This window comes from Sphingopyxis sp. H053 (assembly GCF_001468225.1).
Classification (GTDB): Bacteria; Pseudomonadota; Alphaproteobacteria; order Sphingomonadales; family Sphingomonadaceae; genus Sphingopyxis.
Genome location: NZ_LNRU01000004.1, coordinates 27,165 through 41,007, shown reverse-complemented (window position 1 = coordinate 41,007; position 13,843 = coordinate 27,165). Strand labels below are relative to the sequence as shown.

The 13,843-nt window shown below is 66.6% G+C and carries 12 protein-coding genes; 4 read left to right on the top strand and 8 right to left on the bottom strand.

Features of this window, described 5'->3' with window-relative positions; all coding sequences use genetic code 11:
• Nucleotides 1-85 precede the first annotated feature (85 nt).
• Entirely contained in the window at nucleotides 86-307 is a 222-nt protein-coding gene (locus ATE70_RS08245; RefSeq protein WP_058537472.1) for a hypothetical protein, read from the top strand.
• Between the two features lie 11 nt (nucleotides 308-318).
• On the opposite strand, the gene ATE70_RS08240 is transcribed toward ATE70_RS08245, so the two are convergent.
• From ATE70_RS08240 to ATE70_RS08210, 8 genes are all read right to left on the bottom strand, one after another.
• On the bottom strand, nucleotides 319-771 hold the full coding sequence (locus tag ATE70_RS08240) for a hypothetical protein (protein WP_058537471.1): 453 nt from the start codon (nucleotides 769-771) through the stop codon (nucleotides 319-321).
• A gap of 158 nt (nucleotides 772-929) precedes the next feature.
• Nucleotides 930-1,115, bottom strand: coding sequence for a hypothetical protein (locus ATE70_RS08235; RefSeq protein ID WP_058537470.1), 186 nt, complete (start codon nucleotides 1,113-1,115; stop codon nucleotides 930-932).
• 153 nt (nucleotides 1,116-1,268) lie between these two features.
• A complete protein-coding gene (locus ATE70_RS08230; protein ID WP_058537469.1) occupies nucleotides 1,269-1,733 on the bottom strand; it encodes a YaiI/YqxD family protein in 465 nt (154 codons plus the stop codon).
• Nucleotides 1,734-1,745: 12 nt separating this feature from the next.
• The gene (locus ATE70_RS08225) at nucleotides 1,746-2,027 is read right to left on the bottom strand and encodes a DUF427 domain-containing protein (protein ID WP_058537468.1); all 282 of its coding nucleotides are present in this window, start codon (nucleotides 2,025-2,027) and stop codon (nucleotides 1,746-1,748) included.
• A gap of 5 nt (nucleotides 2,028-2,032) precedes the next feature.
• The gene (locus ATE70_RS25640; RefSeq protein ID WP_268801259.1) at nucleotides 2,033-2,164 is read right to left on the bottom strand and encodes a hypothetical protein; all 132 of its coding nucleotides are present in this window, start codon (nucleotides 2,162-2,164) and stop codon (nucleotides 2,033-2,035) included.
• Between the two features lie 77 nt (nucleotides 2,165-2,241).
• Nucleotides 2,242-3,000, bottom strand: a complete 759-nt coding sequence (locus ATE70_RS08220; RefSeq protein WP_058537467.1) for a sulfite exporter TauE/SafE family protein — start codon at nucleotides 2,998-3,000, stop codon at nucleotides 2,242-2,244.
• A complete protein-coding gene (ung, locus tag ATE70_RS08215) occupies nucleotides 2,997-3,710 on the bottom strand; it encodes a uracil-DNA glycosylase (RefSeq protein ID WP_058537466.1) in 714 nt (237 codons plus the stop codon). Before ung ends, ATE70_RS08220 begins: the two co-directional genes overlap by 4 nt.
• A 40-nt stretch (nucleotides 3,711-3,750) precedes the next feature.
• Nucleotides 3,751-6,828: a TonB-dependent receptor plug domain-containing protein gene (locus ATE70_RS08210; RefSeq protein WP_058537465.1), complete on the bottom strand. Its 3,078-nt coding sequence runs from the start codon at nucleotides 6,826-6,828 to the stop codon at nucleotides 3,751-3,753.
• Between the two features lie 176 nt (nucleotides 6,829-7,004).
• On the opposite strand from ATE70_RS08210, the gene ATE70_RS08205 reads away from it, so the two are divergent.
• From ATE70_RS08205 to ATE70_RS08195, 3 genes are all read left to right on the top strand, one after another.
• Complete coding sequence (locus ATE70_RS08205) at nucleotides 7,005-7,334, top strand: phosphoribosyl-ATP diphosphatase (RefSeq protein ID WP_082639495.1); 330 nt, start codon at nucleotides 7,005-7,007, stop codon at nucleotides 7,332-7,334.
• A 10-nt stretch (nucleotides 7,335-7,344) separates the two neighbouring features.
• The gene (locus tag ATE70_RS08200) at nucleotides 7,345-7,722 is read left to right on the top strand and encodes a histidine triad nucleotide-binding protein (protein ID WP_058537464.1); all 378 of its coding nucleotides are present in this window, start codon (nucleotides 7,345-7,347) and stop codon (nucleotides 7,720-7,722) included.
• Between the two features lie 136 nt (nucleotides 7,723-7,858).
• The gene (locus tag ATE70_RS08195; RefSeq protein WP_082639493.1) at nucleotides 7,859-13,699 is read left to right on the top strand and encodes an alpha-2-macroglobulin family protein; all 5,841 of its coding nucleotides are present in this window, start codon (nucleotides 7,859-7,861) and stop codon (nucleotides 13,697-13,699) included.
• The last annotated feature ends 144 nt before the right edge of the window (nucleotides 13,700-13,843 follow it).

Sequence of the window (13,843 nt, the reverse complement as noted above, 5' to 3'; positions counted from 1 at the left end):
TAGAATTTCGCGAGACCCGAAGCTACCATGCCCGGCAATGACCTGACAGCGAAGAACGCTGGCGGGATTTCGGGAGGGGAATTTCATGAAAAAATCGACGCGCGCGCTGATCGGGCTCGTCCTGCTCGACCTCATCGTCGTCGCCGGCGCGTGGTGGATGATCGACCGGACGCAAAGCGGGGCGTGGAATTCGAACGATCCGGCGGGTTCGATCACGATGGTCACGACCACCGCGGGCATGCTGGTCGGCGTGATCTCGGTCGTGCTGCTGCTCGCCTTCGTCATGCACCGGCGCGCGGGGAATTGATCGGTACGCGGCTATTCGCTGCGATCGACGACCACATCCCAATGCTCCTCGACGAGTGCGAAACGCTTCGCCTCCTCGGCCTTGAATTTTGCAAGGTCGGGAAACAGCCGCGCGCCGACCTCTTCGGCGGCCGCGCCATAGCCCGTGCCGTCGCCGACTGCATCCTCGGCGCCGCGATAGGTGATGGTGACGCGCAAATCCCAGCGCGCCGCCCCGACCATGTGGGTGAACGGCGTCGCCGTTTCGATCCGCGTGATGAAACCGCGCCGCTTCATCTCGTCGAGGATCGGTTGGTGGTTCCTGCCATAGAGCGCGCGGAATTCATCCATCCCGCCCCAACGGATGCGATAATAATATTCGATCGTCACCGGCGTCATCGTCGGCGCGGCAGACGCAGCTTTTTCGGCGGGCAGCGCGGTTTCAGGCGCCGCAGCGGCCAGAAGCAAAGGCAATATGGAAAGCATGGCCCCTTCCCCCTTCGCGCCGAAATCTACGCGCGATACGCAGGGGGTTCAACCCGCCCGGAATCAAGACAGCCCTCCCGCCTGGGTCGCAGGGGCGGGAGGGCTGTGTTCCCGACCGGCGTGGTGGGCCGGCCCGGAGACGAAAATTGGTATCGGGCTTAGCGCGCCGCGGCTTCGCGGACCTTCTGCACCGCGGGGAGCAGCAGGCCGATCAGGATCTGCACCGGGTTCGACGTCACCGTCATGCCGCCCTGTGCGGGCTGCGCCGACTGCGCCATCGCCGGGGTCGCCGACAGGGCAACGGTGAGGGCAAGCACGGGGGCGAGGATCGTCTTCTTGGTCATCGTCTCTTCCTTTTCACATTCGTTGATCTGGTTCGAATTGGGCTCGGGTCGTCCCCGATGCCCCGCTTATGACGCACAGCCGATCACCCGGCCGTGATCGCCATCACTCAGCCGAACAAATTTCACAAAGCATTGGAAAGAAACGGAAGAAACTTACGCCTGGCGCTTGAGCCGTACCAGCGCGCTATCGAGCGCCTGCAGGAATTGCGAACGATCGGCCTTCGAGAAGGGCGGCGGCCCGCCCATTCCGTCCCCCATTCCCGAACGCAGGTCGGCCATGATCGCGCGCGTCGCGATCGCGGGGCCGATCGACGCCAGAGTAAAGGGCTTTCCGTTCGGCCCGAGCACGGCCGCCCCCGCCTTCAGCGCGCGGTCGGCGAGCAATATGTCGGCGGTGACGACGACGCTCCGCGCATTCGCCGCCTCGGCGATCCAGTCGTCGGCGGCGTCGAAACCGTCCGACACGGTAATCCGTTCGATCAACACATGTTCGGGGACGCGCAGCCGGCTGTTGCTCACGACCTTCACCGGCACCTCATGCCGCCACGCGACACGGTAGATCTCGTCCTTCACCGGACAAGCGTCGGCATCGACGAGGATTTGGACCGGCGTGGACATGGAAGAAAGCGGTCAGCCGACCGCGACGCCCTTCCAGAAGGCGATGCGATCCTTGATCGCCGCCGCCGCTTCCTTGGGATCGGGATAATACCAGGCGGCGTCTTCGTTCACCTGTCCGTCCACCGTGACATGGTGATAATGTGCGACGCCCTTCCACGGGCACAGGCTCGTCGTCGCGCTGTCCGACAAGAGCGCCGCGTCGACCGCGCCGCGCGGAAAATAATGATTGCCCTCGACGACGACCGTATCGTCGCTGTCGGCGATCACTGCGCCATTCCACCGTGCCTGAACCATCGCGCCTATTTCTTCATATTGTCGAGCCCGGCGACCACGCCGACCTTGGTCGACGGATTGCTCGCATTGGGCTTTTTGGGCTTTTCTGCCTTGGGTTTGCGCGTTTCGCGGTTCGATTTCTTCTGGCTCTTGGCCATGGTCAATACCTTGGAAGGCGGCGGACGCCTGTGCCCGCCGCGGTCAGTCTACGCCCTTTGCCGCCCCGCGTCGCCCCCTATCCCGCCAGCCCGTCCCAGACCAGCTTGGCGCCGAGCAGGACCATCAGCAGATAGATGAGGACATAGAAACGCGCGCCATCGATGCGTTTCAGCCAGCGTACGGTGAGCAGGGTCGAGCCGATCGCGAGCGGCATCAGCAGCGCGGCGGCGACGAGCACCTCGTGCGGGAAGGCGCCAAGCGCGATATAGGCGGGCACCTTCATCCAATTGATCGCGGCGAACAGAATCGAACTGGTGCCAACGAAGACGAGATGCGGCAAGCGCCGCGGCGTCACCCACATCTGGAACGGCGGCCCGCCCGCATGCGCGATCTGGCTGGTGAAGCCCGTCGCGACCCCGAACAGGCTGCCGACCCAGCCCGGCGAGGTCGACGCCGCGACAACACGTCCGCCGCGCTCGACCCACAGGCGGTAGAGGCCGAACGCCAGCGTGATCGCGCCGAGCGCCGCCATCAGCTTCGCCTCGTCGACGCGCTCGGCATAGGCATAGCCCGCGGCGATCCCGACCGCGGCGCCGGGAAGCATCCATGCGATGACCCACCCGTCCCACGTCTTGCGGAACGACCAGACGCTGACGACGTCCTGCACGATCAATATCGGGAGCAGCAGCGCGGCGGCGATCGTCGGCGGCAGCACCAGCGCGACGAGCGGCGTCGCGAGCGCCCCGACACCTGACAGTCCGCCCTTGGCGAGCCCGAGCAGGATCACCGCGATGGCGAGCACGAACAAAGTCAGCGGGTCGGCAAGCAAGCTCATTCGGCGGCGATATCCGCCGTTTCGGGCAGCCGCCAGTCGATCGCACCCCGCCCATGCGCTTCCAGAAACGCATTCGCCTGGCTGAACGGCCGCGACCCGAAAAAGCCGTTGTGTGCCGACAAAGGCGAGGGATGCGGCGCGCGCAGGATCAGGTGCGGGCTGCCCGCCCCCAGCCCCTGCACATTCGCCGCCTTCTTCTGCGCATGGCTGCCCCACAGGATGAAAACCTTCGGCGCCGGATCGGCGGCGACCGTGGCAACCACGGCGTCGGTGAACTTCTCCCACCCCTTGCCCTGATGCGACGCCGCCATCCCTGCCTCGACGGTCAGGCAATTGTTGAGCAGCAGCACGCCCTGTTCGGCCCAATGCTTGAGATAGCCGTGCGCGGCACGCGCTATGCCGAGATCGCTCTGCATTTCCTTGTAGATGTTGACGAGGCTCGGCGGCGTGCGCACCCCCGGCTGAACCGAGAAGCACAGCCCATGCGCCTGTCCCGGCCCATGATAGGGATCCTGCCCCAAAATCACGACGCGCACATCCTGCGGCGGCGTCGCGTCGAGCGCCGCGAACCAGTCGCGCGGACGCGGATAGATGGCCTTGCCCTTCTCACGCTCGGCGCCAAGAAACGCCTTGAGCGCCGCCATATAGGGCTGCTCGAACTCGCCGCCGATGCGCGCGAGCCAGTCGGGATGCAGTTTGACCTCGGACATGCCCGCGCTTCACCAGAGGAGCGCGGGCTTGTCCAGAGGCTTACAGGCTACCGCGCACGCTCAGAAAGAAACGGCGGCCGAGATAGTCGTACTGCGTGCCGAATGCCGGGGCCTGCCCGATCACCGGCGGCGTCGCTGTAACGACGGTCGACACGCGCGGCGGCGGGGTGTCGAACAGGTTCGCGACCCCCAGCGTGATGCGGAATCGCTCGGCAACATCGCGGCTCAGCGACAGCGAGTGATAAAAGGTCGCGGGCACGCTGACGTCGGGGCAGAAACGCCCGCCCGGACGGAAGCCCGAGGTACGGCACGCATCGCCGCCCTGCGCACGGAGCAGATCCTCCTCATTCGACGCCGCGCCGGTGACATCGAGCCCGTAGAAGAGCGTCCAGCCATCCTTCATCCAGCCAAGGTTGAAATCGCCGACCCACTTCGGGTTGCCGATCTTGCCATTGTCGTCGACCTCGGTGCCGGGGAAGAGCGAAACCTTGTCCTTCACCTGCCAGGTCATCTGCGCGCGGAACGCGAGCGAGCCCAAGTTGCCGAGGTCCTGATCGACCGCGAGTGACAGGTCGACACCGCGGTTCCGCTGGCGGCTGATATTGACATAGCGGTCGGTCACCGTCGCGACGCTCCGCGCGTCGGGACCGGCAGTCACGCGTGTGAACAGGCCGCACAGCGGCTCGTCGGCGACATCGGAATCATAACATCCGCGCAGGATATTCCCGGCGCCGAGCAACGTGATCTCGTCCTTCACTTCGATGTCGAAATAATCGACCGCAAGCCGCGTGCGGAGCCCGCCCCAAAGCGCGCCCGACAAATCGGGGGTCAGAATCACCGACACCGTCTTGGCGGTCGAGGTTTCCGGGCGAAGTCGGCCGATACCACCGCCCGATACGATCGTCGCGGGGCGGATCCCGCCGGCAAAATTGGGAGCAATGCCGTCGGCAGCGCAATTGTCGAAGATGCGCTGGCTGATCGCACCCGAAGCGAGCCGCGCGGCGGTCTGGACGCACGGATCGATCGTCTGCTGGCCGAGAAAGCCGGTCTGGTCGTTGAGGAACAGCTCGAACAGCGCGGGCGCGCGGAACGAGGTGCCCCAGGTGCCGCGGAAGCGCAGCCAGTCGGTCACCGCCCAATCGGCGCCGATCTTCCACGTCGTGTCGCTGAACTTGTCCTCGACCCCGTCGCGGCGCGTCGCCTCGACATGCGTGTAGCGCGCCGCGCCCGACAAAGTCAGCCGCTCGATCATCGGCACGCCTTCGAGCAAAGGCACCTCGACCTCGCCGAAGATTTCCTTCGACACGGTGCGCCCCGCGGTGATGCCCGAGGTCGTGAAGTTGGCGACATTGCCCGCAAGCGTCGCTTCGCCCGGCGTGTCGTTGATTTCGTCGCGGCGGATATTCGCCCCGAACGCTGCGCCGACCGGCCCCGCGGGCAGGTTGAACAGCTTGCCCGTCAGCAACGCCTCGGCCGAGGTCTGCTTGAACAGCGTGCGTCCCGTCTCGCGGCCCATCAGGAAGGCGCGCTCGGCGGGCGTGAAATCGCCGCGCAGCACGCGCGGGTCGGTAAAGTCGATATCGATGCACGGAACACCGCGGATCGCCGTCGTGGTGCCGACGCACGAACGCGTGCGCAAAGTCTGCGACGCGAGCGCGTCCTGATAGATGACATCCTGCGTATAGCGCGCATCCGAACGGCTGTGCTGGCCGCTCACATCCCACTTCCACCCGCCGCCGATCTCGCCGCGCAGACCGAACGCGCCGCGATAATAATCGACGTCGGCCTGGCTTTCGGTCTTCACCAGCACGCGCGGGCGCAGGATGATGTTGCCGCCGAACTCGGCGTTGAACGGGTCGCCCCTGTCGTTAGGGCTGCAATTGTTCGCCGCCGGGTTGCACAGGAAGCGGGGCAGCATCGACGCGCCGGTGAATTGCTGGAGCTCGATCCGCTGAAAGCCATTATTATGCGACTTGCGGTTGCTGAACAGGAATTCACCATAGGCGGTGATGCCTTCGGTCACATCATAGGCGCCCTCGACGAAGGCGCTGATCCGGCGCACGCCCGAAAACACGTCCGAATCCTGCTCGACCGGCTCGAACTGGTTGAGCGCGCCAGTCGACGGGCCGTCGAAATTGACCCCGAAGAAATTGGCGGGCCCGAACACCCCGATCCGGTTATACGCATTGATCGGGATGCCGACCCCCGCGAACTCGCTGCCATATTGGCCCGACAGGATCGCTTGCCCGTTCGGCGCGATCAGCCCGGGACCAAAGGTCGGGACGCCATTCTGGTTGACCCCCGAAAAGTCGCTGAAGGCGATCTGGTTGCCCTGAGTGCTGCTGCACGCCGGGCGGCCGGTGCGGAAATCGACGATATCGGCGCGGCTGCCGTCGGCCTCGCGCCTCAGATATTCTTCGGAACAGAAGAGAAAGCCGCGATCGCGGCGCGTCAGATTCTGCCGGCGGAAAACATCGACCGTCGCAAAGATGTGGCCGCGATCGAACTTTCTGCCGAAGCTCGCATCGGCGCCATAGCTCTCGCCGCCGCCATGTTCTGTGATCGACGAAAAGCCGCCGCCCTCGAACCCGTCGAGATCGTTACGGGTCAGGATGTTGACCACGCCGGCGACCGCGTCCGAGCCATAGATCGACGAGGCGCCGGTCTTGAGCACCTCGACCTGGCGCACCACCGACAGCGGCAGGACATTGAGGTCGAACGGCGCGACCGCGCCGCGGATGCCGGCGGGGCCCGCGCGGCGGCCGTTGATCAGCACGAGCGTCCGCTCGGCACCAAGCCCGCGCAGCGACACCGTCTGCACATCGTTGCCGCCATTGGCAACGAAACGGTTCGAGATCGCCGAAGTGATCTGGATCGATCCCTGCGCCGCCGGCGTCGACCGCAGCACATCGGCAAGCTGGACCTGCCCCTGCAGTTTCGCGCTCTCAGGGTCGATGACCTGGATCGGGTCGGCGCTCGTGAATTCGCTCTTCGCGATGCGCGAGCCGGTGACGATAATTTCGTCGCCGCTCGTCTGCGCCGTCGCGGGCGAAGCCGCGAGCGCGATCACCGAGGCTGTCACAGTCAGAAACACCGAGGGGTTGGTGCCCATTTTCATAATCTTCGTCCGATTTATAAAGTTGATCTCGCCCCCCGGCAGGGCGGAAATTACGCGAAAAGGCGTTTCGATATGGTTTACGTCGCGGTAAGTTTTCGCTGGCGCGTCGCGTGCTTGTCGCGGCCGCGCGGCGCGGCTAGGCACGCTGCCAAGGTCGGGCGTGAAAGGATCGGGCGATGAGCAAGGCAATGGGCGACACGCTGGGACGGCTGGAAGCGGTCATCCACGACCGGCTCGCGGCGGGCGAGGCCGAAGCCTCCTACGTGGCGAGCCTCGCCGCGAAAGGCCGCAGCAAGATCGCGCAGAAACTCGGCGAGGAAGCCGTCGAAGCCGTCATCGCCGCGGTCAGCGAGGACGACCCCGAACTGATCGGCGAGGCGAGCGACCTCGTCTTCCACCTCTCAATCCTGCTCGCCGAGCGCGGCCTCAGCTGGGACATGATCGCCGCCGAACTCGACCGCCGCCACGGCACCTCGGGCCACACCGAAAAAGCCGGCCGACAATAAGGAACTCCGCATGCCGATCGACGCGACGCTTCCCTATGACGACAGCAATATTTTCGCGCGCATCCTGCGCGGCGAGCTGCCATCGAAGACGGTCTATGAGGACGAGTATGCCCTCGCCTTCCACGACATCAACCCACAGGCACCGCTGCACATCCTCGTGATCCCCAAGGGGGCATATGTCAGCTGGGACGACTTCTCCGAGCGCGGCAGCGACGCCGAAATCGCGGGCTTTGTCCGCGCGGTGGGCAAGGTCGCGCGCGACGCCGGCCTCGTCGCCCCCGGCTATCGCCTGCTCGCCAACGTCGGCCTCGACAGCCACCAGGAGATCGCGCACCTCCACGTCCATATCTTCGCGGGACAGCCGCTCGGGCCGATGCTCGCGCGCTGATCTTTCGGCGCCGTCTATGACGGCGGTCACAGCAATTTCCCGGACCGCGACTAACCGTGTGCGATATGCGGCAATGGGTGGACTCTGTCCCCTGTTTCCAGCAGGATAGATGTTCGGACCGAACGGGGAGTTGACGATGGGCAAGGGATGGCGCGCGCTGGCTACTATATTGGCCGGCAAGGCAAAACTGGCGCTGATCCTGCCCCTCACCCTCGCGATGGCCGCAACCGCCGCCGACACCGTCCCGCAGGTCACACTCGCGACCCCGGGCAGCTCGGGCACCGGCGACGGCACGATCACCCGCTTCACCCTGCGCTTCTCCGAAGACATGGTCCCGCTCGGCGATCCCCGCGCGCCGGCGCCGGCGACCAACGATTGCAAATTGCCCGCAACCGGCCGCTGGGTCGACACGCGCACCTGGGTGCTCGAATTCGATAAACCGCTTCCCGGCGGGCTCGCCTGCCATGTCGAGCTGCGCGACGGGCTCAAGACCGCACGCGGCGTGTCGGTCGCGGGCAACAGCCGCTTCGCGCTCGACACCGGCGGCCCCTCGGCGCGCGCCGTGCTCGCGGGCGGGATGGACGGCGATATCGAGGAACAGCAGATCTTCCTCGTCGCGACCAATGTCGCCGCCGACCGCGCCTCGGTCGGCCGCTACGGCTATTGCGCGGTCGATGGCATCGGCGAGAAAATCCCGCTCGACGTCCTGCCACGCGAGACCGCAACCGAGATATTGACCGGGCTCGGCGACAATAACTGGTCGCGCCAGTCCTTCACCTATGACGCCGGCCTGCCGCAGCGCTTCCCCGCCGCGGGCGCCGATCGCGAGGCCGCGCTCGACCGCATCGTCCCCGTCAAATGCCGCCGCCCGCTGCCCCCGGGACGCGAGATGGCGCTTGTCTGGGATTCGCGCATTTCGCAGGCGGGCGTGCCGGGCCGCACCGCCGGCCGCGACCAGCGCTTCGACCATGACGTGCGTCCCGCCTTCACCGCCAAAATGTCGTGCAGCCGCGTCAATCCGCAGGCGGGCTGCAACCCGATCAAGGATGTGACGCTCAGCTTCGCGTCGCCGGTATCGCGCGAGAGCGTTCTCGCCGCGACGCTGAACACCGCCGACGGCAAGAAATTGACGCCGAAGATCGATGACGACGACAAGAATGACGCCTGGCTGACGAGCGTCCGCTTCGCCGGTCCGCTGCCGCAGAATGTCGACGCGACGCTCGTGCTCCCTGCCGACGTCACCGACCAGAGCGGCCGCAAGCTGCAGAACCAGTCGAATTTCCCGCTGAAATTCCACATCGACCGCGCCCCGCCGCTCGTCAAATTCGCCGCCGAATTCGGCATCCTCGAAGCCGGCGAAGGCGGCGTGCTGCCGGTAACCGTGCGCGGGGTCGAAAGCTCGCTCGTCCAGGCAAATCTCAAAATGCCCGCGACCGCGCTCAAGGTCGGCGACGACGATGCCGCGATCGCGCGCTGGCTGAAGCGTGTCGATGACGCCGACGACACCGACTATCGCGAGGAAAAGAACGCTGCCGGCAAGGACGTCACGGTCAATTACACCGGCACCAAATCGGTGTTCGCGGATGCCCCCGCCGGCGGCGAACGCCGCGACATGCAGCTCGCGCCTGCCGCGGGCGGCAAGGAATTCGAGGTCGTCGGCATCCCGCTCGGCGAAAAGGGCTTTCACGTCGTCGAGATCGCGAGCCCCGAGCTTGGCGCCGCGCTGCTCGGCCGCAAGTCGACGCGTTACGTCGCGACCGCGGCGCTCGTCACCAATATGGCCGTCCACTTCAAATGGGGCCGCGAGGGCTCGCTCGCGTGGGTAACCGCCCTCGACACCGGCCTTCCCGTCGCGGGCGCCGAAATCCGCGTCTCCGACAGCTGCACCGGCCGCCTGCTCGCGCGCGGCACCGCCGACAAGGCCGGCCGCCTCGCCTTCGCGGGCGGGCTGCCCGAGCCCGAAACCTATTCGAGTTGCGAAGAAACCCCCGACATGGCGAAAAGCGAAGGCCATGCATTGATGGTCAGCGCGCGCTCCGGCGACGATTTCAGCTTCACGCTCACCGACTGGGGCAACGGCATCCGCCCCTATGACTTCGACCTCCCCTATGGCTGGTCGGATCGGAACGACATCCTCCACACCGTCTTCGACCGCGCGCTCGTGCAGGCGGGCGAGACGGTGCATATGAAGCATCTGCTCCGCCGCCCGGTCGGCCTTGGCTTCCGGACCCCAGAGGCGCTGTCGGGCAAGCTCCGCCTCGTCCACCGCGGCTCGGACACCGAATTCGAAATGCCCTTCGCCATCGCTGCGACCGGCAGCGGCGAGACGGTGTGGAATGTCCCCGCCTCGGCGCCGATGGGCGATTATGAGCTCGTCTTCGTGACGAAGGACAAGGATGGTGAGGACAAGACGATCTGGTCGGGCCAGTCGGTCAAGGTCGACGAATATCGCCTGCCGACGATGAAGGCGACGATCACCGGCCCGAAGACCGCACTCGTGCGCCCCGCCGCGGTGCCGCTGTCGCTCTTTGTCGGCTATCTCTCGGGCGGCCCCGCGCCGAATATCCCGGTCGAACTGCGCACCAATTTCCGCTCGAGCTGGTCTCCGCCCGAAGATTACAAGGATTGGGATTTCGACGGCCAGCCGGTGAAGGAAGGCGTCGTCCAGCTCGACGACAGCGGCGACGAGCCGTCGGCCGAATTGCCGCTCGCACGCTCGGTGCCCTTGAAGCTCGACGCCAATGGCGCCGCGACAACCAATGTCACGGTCGACCAGCCGATCACCGAACCGACGCTGATGGCCGCCGAAATGGATTATGAGGATGCGAATGGCGAGACGCTGACGTCGAGCCGCCGCATCACCCTCTACCCCTCGGCCGTCCGCCTCGGGCTCAAGACCGACGGCTGGCTGATGCGCGACAATGACCTCCGCCTCAATTTCATCGCGCTGAACCTCGATGGCAAGCCGATCAGCGGCCAGCGCGTGCAGGTCGCGCTCTATAACCGCGAGATCATCACCGCGCGGCGCCGGCTGATCGGCGGCTTCTACGCCTATGACAACCAGATGCGCACGACGAAGCTCGATGCCACCTGCTCGGCGACGACCGACAAGCTCGGCCGCGCGAGCTGCGCGATGGCGCCGGGAATCTCGGGCGAGGTCACCGTCGTTGCGACGACGCTCGATGCCGACGGCAACGAAGCGCGCGCGGTCCGCTCGGTCTGGCTCGCGGGCGACGACGACTGGTGGTTCGGCGGCGACAATGGCGACCGCATGGACGTGATCGCCGAAAAGCCGCGCTACGCCGCGGGCGATACCGCAAGCTTCCAGGTTCGCATGCCGTTCCGCGAAGCGACCGCGCTCGTCACCGTCGAACGCGAAGGCGTGCTGTCGAGCTTCGTCGTGCCGCTGAAGGGCACCAACCCCGTCGTGAAGGTCAAGCTGCCCGCGACCTACGCCCCCGACGTCTATGTCTCGGTGATGGCGGTGCGCGGGCGCGTGACGGGCGAGGAAAGCTGGTTCCGCAAGATGAAACGCGCGGTCGGCTTCAAGATCGAGAATAGCGAAGGCGCTCCGCCGACCGCACTCGTCGACCTCGCCAAGCCGAGCTACCGCATGGGCATCGCGCGCATCAAGGTTGGCTGGGAAGGCCATCAGCTCGGCGTCAAGGTGAAGGCCGACAAGGAGAAATATTCGGTCCGCGAAACCGCGAAAGTCGCGATCGAGGTCAAGACCCCGGGCGGCAAGGCGCCGAAGAACGCCGACGTCGCTTTCGCGGCGGTCGACGAGGCGCTGCTCCAGCTCGCCCCCAACGAAAGCTGGCAGGTCATCGACGCGATGATGGGCGAACGCACGCTCGACGTTCTGACCTCGACCGCGCAGATGCAGGTCGTCGGCAAGCGTCACTATGGCCGCAAGGCGCTCGAACCCGGCGGCGGCGGTGGCGGCGATCTCTCGGGCCTGACCCGCGAGGACTTCCGCCCGGTTCTGCTGTGGAAGGGCAATGTCCCGCTCGACGCGAAGGGCCGCGCGACGGTCGACGTGCCGCTGTCCGACAATCTCTCGGGCTTCCGCCTCGTCGCGATCGCGACCGACGGGTCGCAATATTTCGGCACCGGCGAAACCACCGTCCGCACCGTGCAGGATCTCGGCGTCTTTGCCGGCATGCCCGAACTGGTGCGCACCGGCGACACCTATGATGCCCGCTTCACGCTGCGCAACGGCACCGATCAGCCGATGGAGGTCACTGCGACCCCGACGCTGTCGCCCGCCGTCGCGACCGCCCCGCCGCTCACCGTCACCATCCCCGCGGGCGGCGCGGTGCCGATCAGCTGGTCGATGACCGCGCCCGAAACCACGGGCCCGATCGAATGGACGGTCGAGGCAGTGGCCAAGGGCGGCACGGCGCGCGACCGGCTCGTCTTCGAACAGAGTGTCGAACCCGCGGTGCCGGTCGAAACCTGGGCCGCGAGCCTCTTCCGCGTCGGCCCCGCGACGACGCTGCCGATCGCAATCCCCGCGGGCGCGCTTCCCGGTGGCTATGTCGATGTCGCGCTCGCGGGAACGCTTGCGCCGCCGCTCACCGGCGTGCGCGACTATATGAGCGCCTATCCCTACACCTGCTTCGAACAGCAGACGTCGCGCGCGGTCGCGCTCGGCGATGTCGGACGCTGGCAGGCGCTCGCGGGGGCGATGCCGACCTATCTCGATGATGACGGGCTGCTGCGCTACTGGCCCAACGAACGTCTCACCGGGTCGATCGAACTCACCGCCTATGTGATGAGCGTGACCGCCGCGAACGGCTTCGCGATCCCCGAGGCGCCCAAGGCGAAGATGGTCAAGGCGCTGCAGGCGGTCGTCGAAGGGCGTCTGACGCGCAAGGGCTATGGCCCGTGGGACATCCGCCCCGTGCGCATCGCGGCCTTGGCGGCGCTCGCGCGCAACAATGCCTCGAGCGCGAGCCTCGTCGCCGCGATCGACGTCGCGCCGGTCGACATGGCGACGGGCACGCTCGCCGACTGGCTCGTCGCGATCGAAAAGACGCCGGGTGTGCGGGGCGCACCCGCGCTGCGCACCGCGGCCGAAGCCGAACTTCGCAAACGCCTCGTCTACGAAGGCACGCGCCTCGACCTCGTCGACGATGCGAAAGCACCGTGGTGGATGATGACCAGCGGCGACGAAATGGCGATCAAGGCGCTCGAAGCCGTGCTCGGCCGCAAGGGCTGGGAGGATGACGCGGGCAAGCTGATGGTCGGCGTCGCACAGCGCCAGCGCAAGGGCCATTGGGACACCACCCCCGCCAACGCGTGGGGCGCGGTCACCGTCCGCCGCTTCGCCGAACTCTATCCGGCGAATGCGATCACCGGCTTCACCAAGATCGGCCTTGCGGGCGCCACGGCTTCGCAAAGCTGGCCGCTTCCTGCCGAGCCGGTCTCGCCGCTCCGCGTCGCGCTGAACGCTGCGACGATGAGCCTCAAGCATGAGGGCACCGGCACGCCATGGGCGACCGTCAGCGTCAAGGCCGCGGTGCCATTGAAGGAACCGCTCAACGCGGGTTACCGGATCAAGCGCTCGGTCAGCATCGTCAAGGCGGCGAACAAGGACCGGCTGACGCGCGGCGATGTGATCAAGGTACGGATCGAGGTCGTCGCGGCCGCGGGCCGGACCTGGGTCGTGATCAACGATCCGATCGCCCCCGGCGCGACGATCGTCGGCAACCTCGGCGGCCAGTCCGAAATGCTTGGCCAGCAGGCGGGCGGATCGGGCGCGCAGCCAAGCTATGTCGAACGCGGCAAGGACAGCTGGCGCGGCTATTTCGGCTGGATGCCCGCGGGCACCCACGCGGTCGAATATGTCGTGCGGCTCAACGGATCGGGCCGCTTCACCCTGCCGCCGACGCGCGTCGAGGCGATGTATTCGCCCGCCATCCGCGGCCAGTGGCCGAACGCACCGATCACGGTGGCGAGCGTCGGGCAGTGATCGGACGGCGCACCAACAATATCCTCCCCGTGCCGAAGGCATGGGGAGGTGGCAGCGCGCAGCGCTGACGGAGGGGCTTTTGGCGCACCGTTGCAGCCCCTCCACCATCCTCCGGATGGTCCCCCTCCCCATGCCTTCGGCACG